The sequence below is a fragment of the Xanthomonas euroxanthea genome, from assembly GCF_903989455.1.
Lineage (GTDB): Bacteria > Pseudomonadota > Gammaproteobacteria > Xanthomonadales > Xanthomonadaceae > Xanthomonas > Xanthomonas euroxanthea.
Genome location: NZ_LR861803.1, coordinates 846,474 through 863,762 on the forward strand (window position 1 = coordinate 846,474; position 17,289 = coordinate 863,762).

At 66.6% G+C, this 17,289-nt stretch carries 13 protein-coding genes; 11 read left to right on the top strand and 2 right to left on the bottom strand.

What is annotated here, in order from left to right; all coding sequences use genetic code 11:
* Both H7A86_RS03520 and folK read left to right on the top strand, forming a co-directional pair.
* Positions 1-1,503 carry an ATP-binding response regulator gene (locus tag H7A86_RS03520; protein WP_104583793.1) on the top strand — a complete coding sequence of 501 codons (1,503 nt, stop codon included), beginning with the start codon at positions 1-3 and terminating at the stop codon, positions 1,501-1,503.
* 92 nt (positions 1,504-1,595) lie between these two features.
* Positions 1,596-2,108 carry a 2-amino-4-hydroxy-6-hydroxymethyldihydropteridine diphosphokinase gene (gene folK / locus H7A86_RS03525; RefSeq protein ID WP_119130686.1) on the top strand — a complete coding sequence of 171 codons (513 nt, stop codon included), beginning with the start codon at positions 1,596-1,598 and terminating at the stop codon, positions 2,106-2,108.
* Positions 2,109-2,120: 12 nt separating this feature from the next.
* On the opposite strand, the gene H7A86_RS03530 is transcribed toward folK, so the two are convergent.
* The gene (locus H7A86_RS03530; RefSeq protein WP_119130687.1) at positions 2,121-2,858 is read right to left on the bottom strand and encodes a pteridine reductase; all 738 of its coding nucleotides are present in this window, start codon (positions 2,856-2,858) and stop codon (positions 2,121-2,123) included.
* On the opposite strand from H7A86_RS03530, the gene H7A86_RS03535 reads away from it, so the two are divergent.
* Positions 2,857-4,110 (top strand): class I SAM-dependent methyltransferase, encoded by a 1,254-nt coding sequence (locus H7A86_RS03535; protein ID WP_180496884.1) that lies wholly within the window; start codon positions 2,857-2,859, stop codon positions 4,108-4,110. The genes H7A86_RS03530 and H7A86_RS03535 overlap by 2 nt on opposite strands.
* A complete protein-coding gene (locus H7A86_RS03540) occupies positions 4,098-4,514 on the top strand; it encodes a VanZ family protein (RefSeq protein ID WP_119130688.1) in 417 nt (138 codons plus the stop codon). The genes H7A86_RS03535 and H7A86_RS03540 overlap by 13 nt, the downstream gene beginning before the upstream one ends.
* A gap of 1,280 nt (positions 4,515-5,794) precedes the next feature.
* On the opposite strand, the gene H7A86_RS03545 is transcribed toward H7A86_RS03540, so the two are convergent.
* On the bottom strand, positions 5,795-6,655 hold the full coding sequence (locus H7A86_RS03545; protein WP_119130690.1) for a 2OG-Fe(II) oxygenase: 861 nt from the start codon (positions 6,653-6,655) through the stop codon (positions 5,795-5,797).
* Positions 6,656-6,844: 189 nt separating this feature from the next.
* Here H7A86_RS03545 and H7A86_RS03550 point away from each other — a divergent pair, with 189 nt between their 5' ends.
* The 7 genes from H7A86_RS03550 to gspG all read left to right on the top strand — a co-directional run bounded on the left by H7A86_RS03550 (position 6,845) and on the right by gspG (position 17,273).
* Positions 6,845-8,323, top strand: a complete 1,479-nt coding sequence (locus H7A86_RS03550; protein ID WP_119130691.1) for a hypothetical protein — start codon at positions 6,845-6,847, stop codon at positions 8,321-8,323.
* A 78-nt stretch (positions 8,324-8,401) separates the two neighbouring features.
* On the top strand, positions 8,402-11,053 hold the full coding sequence (locus tag H7A86_RS03555) for a TonB-dependent receptor domain-containing protein (RefSeq protein ID WP_119130692.1): 2,652 nt from the start codon (positions 8,402-8,404) through the stop codon (positions 11,051-11,053).
* Between the two features lie 158 nt (positions 11,054-11,211).
* Positions 11,212-12,027, top strand: coding sequence for a type II secretion system protein N (locus tag H7A86_RS03560; RefSeq protein WP_119130693.1), 816 nt, complete (start codon positions 11,212-11,214; stop codon positions 12,025-12,027).
* On the top strand, positions 12,024-14,105 hold the full coding sequence (gene gspD / locus H7A86_RS03565) for a type II secretion system secretin GspD (protein WP_119130694.1): 2,082 nt from the start codon (positions 12,024-12,026) through the stop codon (positions 14,103-14,105). The genes H7A86_RS03560 and gspD overlap by 4 nt, the downstream gene beginning before the upstream one ends.
* Positions 14,106-14,109: 4 nt before the next feature.
* Complete coding sequence (gene gspE, locus H7A86_RS03570) at positions 14,110-15,597, top strand: type II secretion system ATPase GspE (protein ID WP_104583803.1); 1,488 nt, start codon at positions 14,110-14,112, stop codon at positions 15,595-15,597.
* Positions 15,584-16,780 carry a type II secretion system inner membrane protein GspF gene (gene gspF / locus H7A86_RS03575; protein WP_119130695.1) on the top strand — a complete coding sequence of 399 codons (1,197 nt, stop codon included), beginning with the start codon at positions 15,584-15,586 and terminating at the stop codon, positions 16,778-16,780. Before gspE ends, gspF begins: the two co-directional genes overlap by 14 nt.
* A gap of 28 nt (positions 16,781-16,808) precedes the next feature.
* Positions 16,809-17,273, top strand: coding sequence for a type II secretion system major pseudopilin GspG (gene gspG, locus H7A86_RS03580; RefSeq protein WP_104649727.1), 465 nt, complete (start codon positions 16,809-16,811; stop codon positions 17,271-17,273).
* Positions 17,274-17,289: the final 16 nt, after the last annotated feature.

The window sequence follows — 17,289 nt, forward strand, 5'->3', positions numbered from 1 at the left end:
ATGCTGCATGAGGGGGGCAAACTGGAGCAGCTGAAGATCCTTCTGGTGGAAGATTCACCGGAAGACGCCGAGCTGTTGTCCGACCAGTTGCTCGATGCCGGGCTGGATGCGGCATTCGAGCGCGTGGACAGCGAGCCGTCGCTGCGCGCTGCGCTGGATGCATTCCAGCCGGACATCGTGCTGTCGGACCTGAGCATGCCCGGTTTTTCCGGCCATCAGGCACTGCGCCTGGTGCGCCAGAACGGCGCCACGCCCTTCATTTTCGTCTCCGGCACCATGGGCGAGGAGACTGCGGTCAAGGCGCTGCAGGATGGCGCCAACGACTACATCATCAAGCACAACCCGACCCGCCTGCCGAGCGCGGTGATCCGTGCGATCCGCGAGGCGCGCGCCGACCTGGAACGCCAGCGCGTGGAAAGCGAGCTGATGCGCGCGCAGCGGCTGGAAAGCCTGGCGATGCTGGCGGCCGGCTTGAGCCACGACCTGCGCAATATCCTGCAGCCGTTGCTGATCGTGCCCGACCTGCTGGCCGGACGCACCGACGATCCGCAGCTGCGCCAGCTGGCCAACGTGGTGGCCGAATGCGGCCGGCGCGGGCATGAGATGGCCGAGTCGATGCTCTCGTTCGTGCGTGGCTCCAACAAGCCGCGCGAGCAGGTGTCGATCGCCAGCCTGTTCCAGGCGGTGCAGATGTTGCTCAAGAGCAGCCTGCCCGACGGCGTGCGCCTGCAGATGGAAACGATCCCGCTGGATCTGACCATCGAGGCCAACTACACCGAGTTGCAGCAGTGCCTGCTCAACCTGGGCCTGAACGCGATCCAGGCGATGCCCGGTGGCGGGATGTTGACCCTGTCGGCCGATCGCCACGATGGCACGCGGGTACGCATGAGCGTGGCCGATACCGGCGTGGGCATGAGCGATGACACCCGCGCGCGCCTGTTCAGTCCCTTCTTCACCACCAAGGCCGATGGCACCGGCCTGGGGCTGATTTCCTGCAAGCGCATCGTGGAAAGCTACGGCGGCAGCATCGTGGTCGACAGCCGCCTGGGCGAGGGCACGCGCTTTGACATGATCGTGCCGATGCGTGCGGCCGCAGTGACGGTTGCCGACACCGAGCCGCCGCTGGCGTTGGGGCATGGGCAGCGCGTGCTGCTGGTGGATGGCGAGGCCACGCGCCTGTCGCTGCTGGGCAATGCCTTGTCGAGCCAGGGCTACCAACCGCAGCTGGCCAGCGATGGCGCGGCGGCGCTGCAGCTGGTGCAGCAGCACGCGATGCCGGACCTGGTGATCATCGACAGCGACATCATCCAGCTGTCGGCGGTGAGCGTATTGCTGAGCATGCAGGAGCTGGGCTATCACGGCCCGGCGATCGTGCTCGAAGATGTCGGCGCGCCGCTGCAACGTTCGTACTTTCCGCCGGATATCCCGGTGCATGTGCTGCGCAAGCCGCTGGAGATGCGCCGGGTGTTCCGCGCTGTGGCGCACGCGCTCGAAGTGGCCTGAGGCCAGGGTTTGGCGCGTTGCGGGCGGGCATGGGCGCATGCGGCACGATGGCAACAGTTGACGCTGATGCGGGCTGCATGCGCGAATAACGCATGACCACCGTGCTTCTCAGCCTCGGCAGCAATGTCCAGCCGACTCACTACCTGCGCCTGGCCGTCGACGCCTTGCGCGCGCGCTTCGGCCCACTTGCCATCTCCCCGGCGTATCGCACGCCGGCGGTGGGCTTCGACGGGCCAGACTTCGTCAACAACGCCGTTGCGCTGGACACGGACATGGACCTACCGGCGCTGGACCACTGGCTGCATGCGCTGGAAGATGCGCACGGCCGTGATCGCAGCGGCCCGCGTTTCAGCGACCGCACCCTGGATGTGGACGTGGTGTTCTTCGGCGATTGCATCGTCCAAGGCCCCGGACATCTGCGCATCCCGCGGCCCGAGCTCAAGCATGCCTTCGTGTTGAAGCCGCTGGCCGATATCGCGCCGGACTTCGTCGACCCGCTGAGCGGGCAGACCCTGGCCGCGCTGTGGCAGGCGCATCCGCAGCACGGCGTCGCGTTCACGACGGTGCAGCTGGATCCGGCCCCGGCGCTGGATGTGGCGCGCTAGCGTCGTTGCAGCTCAACTGAGCTGGCGGCCGCCATCCACATGCAGGGTGTGGCCGGTGACGAAGCCGGCATCGTCCAGCAGCCAGCGCACCGCCTCGGCGATTTCCTCGGGCGTGCCGATGCGCGCCAGCGGCGTGCGCGCCAGCAGCGCCTGCCTGGCGTCTGCAGACTTGCCTTGCTCCGGCCACAGGATCGCACCGGGCGCGACCGCGTTGACGCGCACCTCTGGGGCCAGCTCCAGCGCGAGCGAGCGGGTGAGCATCTCCAGCGCGCTTTTGGACGCGCCATACAGCGGATGGTTGCGCATCGGCTGCTGCGCATGCAGGTCGGTGAGGTTGACGATGGCGCCGCGGTGCTGGCGCAGCTGCGCGGCGGCCGCCTGGGCGATGAAGAACGGCGCGCGTGCATTGACGGCGAACAACTCGTCCCATTGCGCGGCTGTCGCTGCGCCGAGCGCGGTGGGATAGAACGCGGAGGCATTGTTGACCACGCCATCCAGGCGGCCGAACGCGGCGATGCAGTCGGCAACCAGCTGCGCCGGCGCCTCCGGCAAGCGCAGGTCGGCGCGCAGGGCCTGCGCACTGCCGGCGCGCTGCGCGCAAAGCTCCGCTACACGCGCGCCGAGCGCCTCGCCGGAGCGGTGCGCATGCAGGGCGACGCGGTAGCCGGCCGCATGCAGCGTGGTGGCGATCTGCGCGCCGATACGGCGTGCTGCACCGGTGATCAACACCACCTTGGAACTGTCTGTCATGGCGTACTCGCTCGGCGTTGCAAAGGGCTCGGCTATCCTGTGCATTGTCCCCGCAACCGGTGCCCGCATGCACGCCGACCTTCCTATTCCCGATCCGGACGCCCTGGCGCACAGCGAGCAGCTGGCCGCGCATCTGCGCGCCGAGATTGCCGCCGCCGGTGGTGCGATTCCGTTTTCGCGTTTCATGGAGCTGGCGTTGTATGCGCCGGGCCTGGGCTATTACAGCGCCGGCTCCAGCAAGTTCGGCGAGGCCGGCGATTTCGTCACCGCGCCGGAGCTGGGACCCTTGTTCGCGGCCACTGTGTCCGGTGCGCTGGCGCCGGTGCTGCAGCAGCTCGGGCCGCAGGCGCGCGTGCTGGAAGTGGGCGGTGGCAGCGGCGCATTCGCCGAAGTCACGCTCAAGCGCCTGCTCGAGCTGGATGCGCTGCCGGAGCGTTACGCGATCCTGGAGCCAAGCGCCGACCTGCGCGAGCGTCAGCGTGAGCGTTTGGGACGCAGCCTGATCCCGCCGGTGTTCGACCTGGTCGAATGGCTGGACGGTCCGTTCCCGGACGATTGGGATGGGGTGCTGTTCGCCAACGAGGTGATCGACGCATTGCCCACGCCGCGCTTCACGCTGCGCGACGGCGAGGTGTATGAGGAAACCGTGGTGCTGGATGCGCAGCAGCAGTTCGCGCGCGGCGAGCAGCCGGCCGACGCATTGCTAGGCGCGGCGGTGCGGCATCTGGAACGCTATCTGGAGCAGCCCTTCGCCGATGGCTATCGCTCCGAGTTGCTGCCGCAGTTGCCATACTGGATCCAGGCCGTGGCCGGCGGGTTGAAGCGCGGCGCGATGCTGTTCGTCGACTACGGTTACCCGCGTGGCGAGTTCTATCGTGCGCAGCGCGAAGACGGCACCTTGCGCGCGTTCTATCGCCATCGCATGCATGAGGATCTGTATCGCTGGCCGGGCCTGCAGGATCTGACCGCGTCGGTGGACTTCACCGCGTTGGCCGAGGCCGGCACCGGGGCCGGTTTCGAGTTGGCTGGCTACTGCACGCAAGCCAGCTTCCTGCTCGGCAACGGCCTGGATGCGTTGCTGGCACAGGCCGATACGCGCACCGATGAAGTAGGGCGCATGCGCTTGCGCGAGCAGATCAAGCGGCTGACCTTGCCCAGCGAAATGGGCGAGCGCTTCCAGGTAATGGGGTTTGCGCGCGATGTCGATTTTGCGCCGGCATTTCTGGCGGGCGATCTCACATGGCGGTTGTAAGCCCGGCGCTGCGGCCGTTCCATCGACCACGGTTGTGGGTAGGCGTGTGGATCGCCGCAATCCTGGTGGTGATTGCAGTGTGCATGGGACCGCCGCCGGAGTTTCCGGAACTGCCGTCCAACAGCGACAAGGGCGAGCACTTCTTGACGTTCGCGTTGTTGTGCTGGGGGGCGGTGCAGCTGTTCGCCACCCGGCGCGCGCTGTTGTCTGCGGCATTCGGATTGGTACTGTTGGGGATCGGCATCGAGATCGCGCAAGGGGCACTGACCACCAACCGCAGCGCGGATCCTTATGATGCGTTGGCCGATACGCTGGGCATCCTCGCAGGCTTGTGCCTGGCGTGGACGCCGCTGCGGTGGGTGATGCTACGGATGGACAAGCGCATGTTCGGGCGGCGCGGATAGGTCTCGTGTAGAGCGGTTGATTCGTGGTTTTTCTGCAGGATCCTTGCCCGCCCAGCATCGCGGGACACGCTGCAAGGAGGAGTGGCCGATCGACGGCTCTGCGGATAGATCAGCTGTGGAGCGGGTGATGTGCGTTTTTTCTGCAGGGTCCTTGCCCGCCCACCCTCGCAGGACACGCCGCAAGTACGTCCGTGTAGGCTCTTACGCGGCATCCATGCCGCGTAAGGTCCCGCGACGGTGAGCGGGCAAGGACCTGTGGAGAGGGTCGGTATGCGCAGTTACAAGCAGGGCATGGCGTGCCTTGTTTCAATCACGTTGCGTCCGATCCGTTCCTCGCGCAGGCCGAGCGGCAGACAGGCTTCCAACACGCAACCTGCAAACGTCTTGTCTGCTCACCGCAAGCCCAGTAACACGCTTTCAAGAAAGCAGCCGATTAACCCTCTGGTGCGGTGCCCTCGCCGGTTGCGGGACCGTGTGGCGGCATGGATGCCGCCACCGAGCCCCCAGGGACGGGTTCACGGCGTGTCCCGCAAGCGGTGAGGGCGCCGCGCCCTCGACTCACCGTGCTTTTGATTCAAATATCCGATCGCGACTGAAGAACCATGCCGTTGCAGATCTCGGCTGCTTTGTACGTCGTGTATCTGAGGGCTTGGAACGTGCGGATGGATCAGCGGTAGAGCGGTCGATCTGACGCTTGGTTGCAGGGCCCTTGCCCGCCCACCCTCGCAGGACACGCTGCAAGTACGTCCTTGTAGGCTCTTACGCGGCATCCATGCCGCGTAAGGTCCCGCGACGGTGAGCGGGCAAGGACCTGTGGAGATGGTCGGTGTGCGCAGTTACAAGCAGGGCATGGCGTGCCTTGTTTGAATCATGTTGTGTCCGATCCGTTCCTCGCGCAGGCCGAGCGGCAGACAGGCTTCCAACACGCAACCTGCAAACGTCTTGTCTGCTCACCGCAAGCCCAGTAACACGCTTTCAAGAAAACAGCCGATTAACCCTCTGGTGCGGCGTCCTCGCCGGTTGCGGGACCGTGTGGCGGCATGGATGCCGCCACACGGTCCCAGGGATGGGTTCACGGCGTGTCCCGCAAGTGGTGAGGGCGCCGCGCCATCGACTCACCGTGCTTTTGATTCAAACATCCGATCGCGACTGAAGAACCATGCCGTTGCAGATCTCGGCTGCGTTGTACGTCGTGTATCTGAGTGGATCTGCATGGGGATAATCCGGTTGCATCACGATCATCGACGACCGGGCGATTACGTACGTCTGTGACGCCGCTCTCAGCCGGGCAGGCGGACTGCACGCTCGCGCAGCCACTTGGTCGCGACCCACTTTTCGCCGGCCAGTACCGGCGCGCCGGCGTGCAGGCTGCGTGTCATCGGATGCGGGCGGTCGTAGCTGAAGAACACTGCGTTGCCCTTGACGGCGGCCACGTCCAGGTGCGCATCGGGAAAGCGCGTGGCGCCGCCGCGTTCTGGCGTGTTGAGATACATCACCAACGATGCGACGCGCTGACCACCGGCCTGCAGCAACACCGGTGTGCCTGCGGCAGCAGGGTCGAAGTAATCGTAGTGCGGCTGATATTCGGCGCCGGTGGCATAGCGCAAGACCTGCAGTCCTTCGCCGTGGTCGACCGGCCAGTCGAGCAGGCGTGCGATGCGTGCTTCGACGCGTTGGCACAGCGCGTCCTGCCCCAGCTGCAGGCACATGCTGTGGCTGGTGCGCGCGGCATGCACGATCTGCGCGCCGTTGTCGTTGTCCACGGTGCGCGAACGCACCAGGCGTGGCTGCGCCAGCGCGATCAATGCATCGCATTCGGCATCGGACAGAAAATCGCCCAGCACCACCACGCGCGGCAGCAACAGGCTGACCAGCACGCGTACCTGGCGATCGCCCAGGTCCAGCAACGAGGCATCGTTGTCCCGTAGCACCGCCGGCACGCGCACCGGCACCGGCAGGCCATGTGTCTGCGCGTGGTGCTGGATGTGGTTACGCAGCAGGGCTTCGACTGCGTCGATGGCGTCCTGTTCGTTCCAGCCCTGATCCAGGAGCGGCTGTAGCGCCTGTTCGGGCGGTTGGCCGGCCATTGCCTGCGCAATGATCCAGTCGCCCAGTGCGGCGGGGATGGTGGTCGAGGTCATCCCGCTACAGTGCATGTCACTGTGTGGCAGGCATATGTCAATTGTGTCGTGGTAAGACAAATGACACAGACACCCCCTATAAAAGTGACGGGGATCTAGAACGTGCTCGCCACTGCAGTGGGCGGAACGCAGCCAATTCTTGACGACTCCTCTTCATACCGGACCTTTTTTGACCTGGAGATCAGCCGCATGTCCGTTCGCAATAGCAGCAAGACACTTCTCATGACGTTTGGTACCGCGCTGGCGTTGTCGGCCTGCGGTGGTGGTGCAGATCGTGTCGCCTCGCCCGGCGAGGGCGCATTTCCGCCGGCACCGACGCCGGCTCCCGCACCGACTCCGGCGCCCACGCCGGCACCGACGCCGGCTCCGGCACCGACCGGCCCGGCCGCCGATTGCCCGACCGGTTTTTCCAATGTCGGCACCATCGCCAACAACACGCTGCGCGCCTGCCAGCTGCCGGACACCATCAACGGCAATCTGGTGGTGCCGGCACGTGCGGGCACGGCGTATTCGATCAGCGGACGCGTCAACGTGGGCACCGACCGCGGCGGCAATGCCATCGCTCCGGCCGCCGGCAGCACGCAGGGCATCCTGACCATCGAACCGGGCGTGACCTTGTTCGGTTCGGCCGGTAGCGACTACATCGTGGTCAACCGCGGTTCGCAGATCTTTGCCGAAGGCAGCGCCACTGCCCCGATCGTGTTCACTGCACGCCAGGCCCTGGAGGGCCAGGTCAGCGCCAACACCATCGGCTTGTGGGGCGGCATCGTGGTGCTGGGCCGCGCGGCCATCAACAACTGCCCGGGCACCACGGTCTCCGGCACGCCGGAATGTCAGGCGCAGGTGGAAGGCACCAACGCCTTCTACGGCGGTAACAGCGCCACCGACAACAGCGGTTCCCTGCGCTACCTGCGGGTGATGTATTCGGGCTTCGAAATTTCGCCCAACAACGAGCTGCAGGGCATCACCCTGGCCGGCGTGGGCAGCGGCACGCGCCTGGATCATGTGCAGATCCACAATAGCTCCGACGACGGGATCGAATGGTTCGGTGGCACCGTCAACGGCAGCCACATCGTGATCACCGGCGCCGACGACGATTCGCTGGATACCGACGCCGGCTGGAGCGGCGCCCTGCAGTTCGGCATCGTGGTGCAGCGCGCCGGCGGTGGCGACCGCATGAACGAGTGGAGCAGCCTGCGTCGCCAGCCGTATTCGCGTCCGAAGGTGGCCAACTTCACCTACGTGGGCAATGCGCGTGCCGGTGCGGCGATCATGCTCAACCAGGGCACGCAGGCCGCGTTCTACAACTCGGTCGTCACGCGTCCGGCCGGTGGCAGCGGTGATGGCCTGGTGTGCTTCAACCTGGCCGATACCGACACGCTCGGGACCTTCAACTCGGTGTTCTTCGCCTGCCCGACCGCCTTCGGCACCGATGCGCGTGCGGCTACCCAGTTTGCGGCCGGCACCAACAATGTCGCCAATGGCGTATCCACGTTGCAGAACACCTTCGTCAATGGCGCCAACGAAAGCGCCGTGCCGGCCTTCCAGGGCTTGAACGGGGTGAGCAGCTTCTTCCAGCAGGTGAACTACATCGGTGGCGTGCGCGATGCCAACGACACCTGGTGGCAGGGCTGGACCTGCGGCCTGACCGCCGATCGTCCCTGCTGAGGCACAGCATCGCAAGGTGGCCATACGGCCGCCTTGCGACGCGTCCAGCTTCATCTTTCAGTTGCCAGGGCTCCCACGATGCGAACCTCCGCTGTCGCCCGTCTCTCGCGGACGGGCCTGTCTCTTTCCATTTCCACCTTGCTGTTTTCCGGTGCTGCGCTGGCGCAGTCGACCAGCACCGATGCCGGCTCCACCACTGGCACCAGCAGCACCACCAGTGCGCCCAAGCAACTCGACCAGGTCGTGGTGCGTGGCGAATACATTCCCGAACCGATGCTGCAGACCTCGGAGGTGGCCTCGTTCGTCACCCGCGAGGACATGGAGCGCACCGGCGACAGCAGCGCGGCGGTGGCGCTGACGCGTGTCACCGGCCTGAGCCTGTCGCGCGGCAAGTATGTGTATGTGCGCGGCCTGGGCGAGCGTTATTCCTCGGCGTTGTTCAATGGTTCGCCGTTGCCCAGCCCCGAGCCGATGCAGCGGGTGGTGCCGCTGGACCTGTTTCCCAGCGACGTGCTGGACAGCGTGACCGTGCAGAAAACCTATTCGGCCGATTATCCGGGCGAATTCGGCGGCGGCGTGATCGATCTGCAATCGATGGCGGTGCCGGACAAGCCGTTCCTGTCGCTGACCGTCGGCGGCGGGGTCAACAGTGTCAGCACCGGCGAAAAAGGCCTGACCTACTACGGCTCCGGCGATGACGAGTGGGGCTATGACGATGGCACCCGCAAGCAGCCCGGCGCGTTGCGCGATGCGATCCAGAGCGGCCGGCGCGTGGACCTGGGCAGTTTTTCGCGCGAGGACATCCGTAGCATCGGCCGTAGCTTGAACAACGCCAATCTGTACGTGCTGCAGGAAAAGGACAGCATCGCCCCGGACGTCAATGTCGGCGGCAGCGCTGGTTACAGCATGGACGTGGGCGAGGCCAAGCTGGGCATCATCGCGGTGGCCAGCTACGACAACGAGTGGCGCACGCGCACCGGCAAGCAGCAGGATGGCATCTTTGTCGGCGATACGGTCGAGTTCAATTCCAACTACGACTTCGCCACCACCCGCAACAACGTGCGCACCAACGGCATGCTGGGCCTGGGCTGGGAGTACGGCAGCCACACCATCGGCTGGACCACCTTGTATGTGCACGATGCGTTGAAGGTCGCGCGCAGCCGCGCCGGCCGCGACGAACTGGCCGGTTTCGATGTGCGCGACGACAACACCGAGTGGTACGAGCGCCAGCTGATCAACAACCAGCTACGCGGCACGCACGCGTTCGGCGAGTACGACGACTTGAAGATTGAATGGCGCGCAGCGGTGGCCAACGCCAGCCGCGATGTGCCGTACGAAACCGGCATCCGCTACGAGCTGCTGGATGGCTACTGGGCGCACGATGCTTCGCGCGTGCAGAACTACACCCGCTTCAGCAAGGTCGACGACACCGTGGCCAGCGGCGGGGTGGATGTGACCTGGCGTTTGCCGATCGAGCACGACTTCACCGTCAAGGGCGGTCTGGCCTATCTGGACAACGACCGCAGCGCATGGAGCCGTGAATTCCGCTTCCTGGCACTGGACGGCCCGTTGCCGTTCTACAACCAGTTCCAGCGTGTGGATTACCTGATCTCCGATTACAACCTCAGCAACGATCTGCTGCGCCTGCGCGAGACCACCGGCAGCTTCGGTGCGGCTGCGTACGATGCGACCCTGAAGGTCAAGGCGGCGTATCTGCAGGCCGAAGGCGAGATCGTGCCGACGCTGCGGGCCACCGTCGGTGTGCGTTACGAAGACGCCACGCAGGCGGTGCATCCGTACGACATCTTCACCGGCGTGCGCCAGGACAGCGTGGCGCCGCTGGAGAACAGCTACGCGCTGCCATCGGCCACGGTGACCTGGAATTTTGCCGAGAACCAGCAGCTGCGCTTTGGTGCGTCCAAGACCATCGCCCGCCCGCAGTTCCGCGAAATGGCGCCGCAGCAGTACCTGGACCCGGATATCGACCGCCAGTTCTTCGGCAACCCGTTCCTGGTCGATAGCGAGCTGGTCAACCTGGATGCGCGTTACGAGTGGTTCTTCGAGCCAGGTGAGTATTTCACCGTCGGCGCGTTCTACAAGAGCATCGACAAGCCGATCGAGGCCATCGTCAACGATGCACCGGGCGGCGGCATCGTGCAGAGCTTCATCAATGCGCCAGAAGCCACCTTGTACGGCATCGAGCTGGAAGCCAAGAAGTATCTGGACCTGCCGATCGCGGCCGACTGGTGGGGTGACAACCGGGTGTTCCTGTCCGGCAACTACACGCGCACCACGTCGGAAGTGAGTGCCAGCGATGGCGACACCGTGCAGCCGTTCGGCTTCACTGCGCCGGTGCAGGCGACCTTGTTCATCCGTGATGGCTCGGCCCTGCAGGGGCAGTCCGACGACATCGCCAACCTGCAGATCGGCGTGGAAAGCGAAAGCACCCACAGCCAGGCCACCTTGATCGCCAACTATGTCGGCGAGCGGGTGTCCGCGCGTGGTCGCCCCGGGCAACCGGATTACATCGACAAGCCGGGTACTTCGCTGGATCTGGTGATCAAGAAAGGCCTGGTGTGGTCGGGCAATACGCTGTCGCTGAACTTCGCCGCACGCAATCTGCTCAAGACCCGCTACCAGGAGTACCAGAGCCTGGGCAGCAACCGGGTGGACCTGTACGAGTACCAGCCCGGCGTGACATATGACCTGAGTGTGACAGCGCGCTTCTGATCCGGCGCCTGCCACCGATAACGAAAACGCCCGCCCTGCCTCGCATGGCGGGCGTTTTCGTCTGCGGGTGTGTTGCCGTGTGTCGGCCTGTGTCATCGCTTTCTTCGAACTGACACATTGCGGCCGCATTCTGTCATCCGACCGCAATCCTGAGACGGATGTCCGCTTTGCAGCGCGTTTTGCCCGCTTTGAAACCCTTGATGTCGGCGCGTGGCAGTCGCACCGCGGTGGCCTGCGTGCTGCTCGCGCTGCTGGCGCTGCAATGCGCGCGCGTGTTGTGGGTGGTGATCACCCCGATCGGGCCGCTGGGTACCGCCCAGGTCGCCACGCCTGCACAGGCGGAGCTGCCCGCACTGCGCCGCGATGTGTTCCATCGCAGCGTTCCGGAGGCCAGCAGCGACGGCATCGTGTTGCATGGTGTCCGCACAGGCGGCACGCAAGCGGCCGCGTTCCTGAGCAGTGGCGATGGCCGACAAGGCGCGTATCGCATCGGCGATGTCGTGGTAGCTGGCGTGACGGTGCAGGCGATCGCGAGCGATCACGTGCTGCTGCGTACCGGTGGTGGCGTGCGACGTCTGGCCTTGGTGGAATCCACAGCGTCGTCGGCACCCCCCTCGCCAGCAACGAGCGCGGCAGCAGCCACCAGCGCCGCACCTGCGGTGATGTCGAATGTCGGCGCAGCGGCTGGCGCGGCCACGGCAATGGCTGTCGACCCGCAACAGCTGCTCACCACCGCCGGCCTGCGTGCAAGCGAAGACGGCAGCGGGTTCACCGTGATGCCGCGCGGCGATGGGGCCTTGCTGCGCCAGGCCGGCCTGGCCCCAGGCGATGTGCTCACCCAACTCAATGGCCGCACGCTCGATGCCGAACACCTGCGCGAGCTGCAGGAAGAACTGCGCGATGGCCAGGCGGCCACGCTGACCTACCGCCGCGACGGCCAGACCCACACCATGACCTTGAAGCGCCCGCAATGACTGCTGCCCGCCCCGCATGGCTGCTTTCGGCCGCCTTGTTGCTCGCACTGCCGGCGGTGCCGATGGTGTCGCTGCATGCCGCCGACGCACCGGCCGTGCGCCTGCAGGACGTGGACCTGCGTGCCTTCATCCAGGACGTGTCGCGTGCCACCGGCATCACCTTCATCGTGGACACGCGCGTGCAGGGCACGGTCAACGTGGCGCGTGCGCAGGCGATGTCGGAACAGGACCTGCTCGGCATGCTGCTGGCGGTCTTGCGTGCCAATGGCTTGATCGCGGTGTCCAGCGGGCCGTCGACCTACCGCATCATTCCCGACGATACCGCTGCGCAGCAGCCCGGCAGCGCGGCCAACGGCAACCTGGGGTTCGCCACGCAGGTGTTCACCCTGCAGCGCGTGGATGCACGCAGCGCTGCGGAGATTCTCAAGCCGCTGATCGGCCGCGGCGGCGTGATCATGGCGATGCCGCAGGGCAATAGCCTGCTGATTGCCGACTACGCCGACAACCTGCGCCGCGTGCGTGGCCTGGTCGCGCAGATCGACACCGACCGCGCGGCAATCGACACGGTGAGCTTGCGCAATAGTTCCGCGCAGGAACTGGCGCGCACGCTGACCTCGCTGTTCGGGCAGGCCGGCGAACGCAGCAACGTGCTGTCGGTGTTGCCGGTGGACAGCAGCAATTCGCTGATCGTGCGTGGCGACCCGGCACTGGTGCAGCGCGTGGTGCGCACTGCGGTGGATCTGGATGGGCGCGCCGAACGTCGCGGCGATGTCAGCGTGGTGCGGCTGCAACACGCCAGCGCCGAGCAATTGCTGCCGGTGTTGCAGCAACTGGTCGGGCAGACCCCGGGCAACGAGGCGCAGCCCGGGCAGGACACGCGCTCCAGCGCGGTGGATGTGGCCGCCGCTGCTGCGGGCGCTGCGCAGACGCAGGTGATCACGCCGGCCGCCGGCAAGCGCCCGGTGATCGTGCGCTACCCCGGCTCCAACGCCTTGATCATCAATGCCGACCCGGAAACCCAGCGCGCCTTGATGGATGTGATCCGTCAGCTGGACGTGCATCGCGAGCAGGTGCTGGTCGAAGCGATCGTGGTGGAGATTTCCGATACCGCCGCCAAGCGCCTGGGCGTGCAGCTGCTGTTGGCCGGCCGCAATGGCACGGTGCCGTTGATCGCCACGCAGTACAGCGGCGCGTCGCCGGGCATCGTGCCATTGGCTGCGGCGGCGGCCGGCACGCGCAGCAACAACGGCGACGACGATTCGGTGCTGGAACAGGCGCGCAATGTGGCCGCGCAATCGCTGCTGGGCCTGAGCGGCGGCCTGATCGGGCTGGCCGGGCAGAGCAATGATGCGGTGTTCGGCATGATCATCGATGCGGTCAAGAGCGACACCGGATCCAACCTGTTGTCCACCCCGTCGATCATGACCCTGGACAACGAGCAGGCACGCATCCTGGTCGGCCAGGAAGTGCCGATCACCACCGGCGAAGTGCTGGGCGCGGCCAATGACAACCCGTTCCGCACCATTCAGCGCCAGGACGTGGGCGTGGAGCTGGAAGTGCGCCCGCAGATCAACACCGCCGGCGGCATCACCCTGGCGATCAAGCAGGAAGTCTCGGCCATTGCCGGGCCGGTCAGCGCGCAGTCGTCGGAGCTGGTGTTCAACAAGCGCCAGATCGAAACCCGCGTGGTGGTGGAAAACGGCGCCATCGTCGCGCTCGGTGGCCTGCTCGACCAGAACGACCGGCAGACCGTGGAGAAGGTGCCGCTGCTGGGCGATGTGCCCGGGCTGGGCGCGCTGTTCCGGCACAAGTCGCGCAACCGCGACAAGACCAACCTGATGGTGTTCATCCGCCCGACCATCATCCGCGACGCGGCCGATGCGCAGCGCATGACCGCACCGCGCTACAGCTACCTGCGCGATCGCCAGCTGGCCGATGGCGACCCGGAAGCCGCGCTCGATGCACTGGTGCGCGACTACCTGCGCGCACAACCGCCGCAGCTGCCGGCGGCGCCGTCGCCAGCCGTGCCGGCGCCGGCAACAACGCCTGCGCCCGGCGCGCGTCCCGTGCAGCGCTGATGCCATGAACACTGCGCGCGCCAGCATTTCCTATGCGTTCGCCAAGCGCCACGGCGTGGTGCTGCTCGGCAGCGACTGCGCCGCGCAGATCGGCCTGCGCGAAGGCGGCGATGTGCAGGCCCTGATCGAGCTGCGGCGTGCGCTGGGCCTGCCGTTGCAGGTCCGCACGCTGGCACCGTCGGTGTTCGACCGGCACGTGTCGGAGATCTATGCCGATGCCGGCATGGAGCAGGGTGTGCAGGTCGAGGCGCTGGACCTGCACGGCAGCCTGGATTCGTTGATCGACGACATCCCCACTGCCGATCTGCTCGACAGCCAGGACGATGCGCCGATCATCCGCCTGATCAACGGCATCATCGCCGAGGCCGCGCGCCTGGGCGCCTCGGACGTACATCTGGAATCCTACGAATCGCGGCTGCGCGTACGGCTGCGCGTGGATGGGGTGATGCGCGAAGCGGCCACCTTGCCCGGACGCATCGCGCCGTTGCTGGTGTCGCGCGTCAAGGTGATGGCACGGCTGGACATCGCCGAAAAACGCATCCCGCAGGATGGCCGCGTGTCGCTGGTGATGGGTGCCAAGGCACTGGACGTGCGCGTGTCCACGCTGCCCACGCGCAGCAGCGAGCGGGTGGTGCTGCGCATCCTGGACAAGGAGCAGGGCACCTTGTCGCTGGCCCAGCTCGGCATGCCCCCGGCGGTGATGCACACGGTGCAGCGCGCCCTGCAGGTGCCCAACGGCATCGTGCTGGTGACCGGGCCGACCGGCTCGGGCAAGACCACCACGCTGTATGCGGCGCTGAGCCTGCTCAACGATGGCTCGCGCAACATCCTCACGGTGGAGGACCCGGTGGAATACGCCATCGACGGCGTCGGCCAGACCCAGGTCAACGCGCGTGTGGGCATGACCTTCGCGGCCGGCTTGCGCGCCATCCTGCGCCAGGATCCGGACGTGGTGATGATCGGCGAGATCCGCGACACCGAGACCGCGCAGATCGCCGTGCAGGCCAGTCTGACCGGTCACCTGGTGCTGTCCACCGTGCACACCAACGATGCGGTGGGCGCGGTCACGCGCCTGCGCGACATGGGCATCGAACCGTTCCTGCTCGCATCGAGCCTGCGGCTGATCCTGGCCCAGCGGCTGGTGCGACGCCTGTGCACGCAGTGCCGCGCCCCGCGCCCGCTGGATGCCGGTACCCGCCAGATGCTGGAGGCGCCGGCCGATGCTACGCTCTACGGCGCGGTGGGCTGCGCGGCCTGCCATCACAGCGGTTACGCCGGGCGTGTGGGCGTCTACGAAGCCATTGCGGTGGATGATGCGATGCGTCGGCTGATCGGCGACAACGCCGATGAAGATGCCTTGGCGGCGGTGGCCTTCGCACGCGCACCGCGCCTGGGCGATGCCGCGCGTGCAGCGGTGCTGCAAGGCCTCACCACACTGGAAGAGGCGCTGCGGGTGACCCGCCAGCAGGACGATGCGCATGCCGCGGTTTGACTACACCGTGCTCGATCTGCACGGGCATCGCCGCCAGGGCGTGATCACCGCCGACTCGGCGCAGGGTGCACGCGCGCAACTGGAGCAGCGTCAGTGGGTGCCGGTACGCGTGGAGGCGGCGGTGGCGGCCAGCAGCGTGCGTCCGGCGCGTTTCAGCGGCAAGGATCTGGTGCTGTTCACCCGCCAGCTGGCCACGCTGGTGGAGACCGCGCCGCTGGAGGAAGCGCTGCGCACCATCGGCACGCAGTCCGAGCGTCGCGGCGTGCGCCGGGTCACCAGCCAGACGCATGGGCTGGTGGTCGAAGGCTTCCGCCTGTCGGATGCGATGGCGCGCCAGGGCAGTGCGTTTCCGCCGTTGTATCGGGCGATGGTGGCCGCCGGCGAAAGCGCCGGCGCGTTGCCGCAGGTGCTGGAGCGCCTGGCCGATCTGCTGGAGCGGCAGGCACAGGTGCGCAGCAAGCTGCAGTCTGCACTGGTCTATCCGGCTGCGTTGGCCCTGACCGCCGGTGCGGTGGTCATCGTGCTGATGACCTTCGTGGTGCCCAAGGTGGTGGATCAGTTCGATTCGATGGGCCGCGCATTGCCACTGCTGACGCGCGCGGTGATCGGCGTGTCGAACTTCCTGCTGCATGCAGGCATTCCGCTGCTGGCGGCACTGGTCATTGCGGTGATCGCCGCATTGCGCCTGCTCAAGCGCCCGCAGCTGCGCCTGGCGGCCGACCGTGCGGTGCTGCGTGCGCCTCTGCTCGGCCGGCTGATCCGCGACCTGCATGCCGCACGCATGGCCCGCACGCTGGCGATCATGGTCAACAGCGGGTTGCCGCTGATGGAAGGCCTGATGATCGCCGCGCGCACTGTCGACAACCGCGCCTTGCGGCTGGCCACCGACAGCATGGTCACGGCAATCCGCGAAGGCGGCAGCCTGGCCGCGGCGATGAAGCGCGCCGGCGTGTTTCCACCGACGCTGCTGTACATGGCCTCCAGCGGCGAAAACAGCGGGCGCCTGGCGCCGATGCTGGAACGTGCCGCCGATTATCTGGAGCGCGAGTTCGCCTCCTTCACCACCGCGGCGATGAGCCTGCTGGAGCCGGCCATCATCGTGCTGCTCGGCGGGGTGGTGGCGGTGATCGTGCTGTCGATCCTGCTGCCCATCCTGCAATTCAACACCCTCGCGCTTGGTTGAGCGCGGCCGCTTATTCCTGGAGATCCTCATGCAGTCCATCCGTCACCGCCAACGTCCTTGCTCGCTGTCCTCGCAAGCGCGAACGCGCGGCTTCACCCTGGTCGAGTTGATGGTGGTCATCGTCATCATCGGCCTGCTTGCCACGGTGGTGATGATCAACGTGATGCCCAGCCAGGACCGCGCCATGGTCGAGAAGGCGCGTGCCGACGTGGCGGTGCTGGAGCAGGCGCTGGAGACCTATCGCCTGGACAACCTCAGCTACCCGAGCACCGAACAGGGCCTGCAGGCCTTGCTCACCGCGCCGAGCGGCCTGACCCGGCCGGAGCGCTATCGCCAGGGCGGCTATATCCGCCGCCTGCCCGAAGATCCGTGGGGACACGCATACCAGTACCGTCGCCCGGGCCGCAACGGTGGCTTCGATGTGTACTCGTTCGGTGCCGATGGCGCCGAAGGCGGCGACGCCGACAATGCCGATATCGGCAACTGGCGCTGAGGCGCGGCAGTGTTCG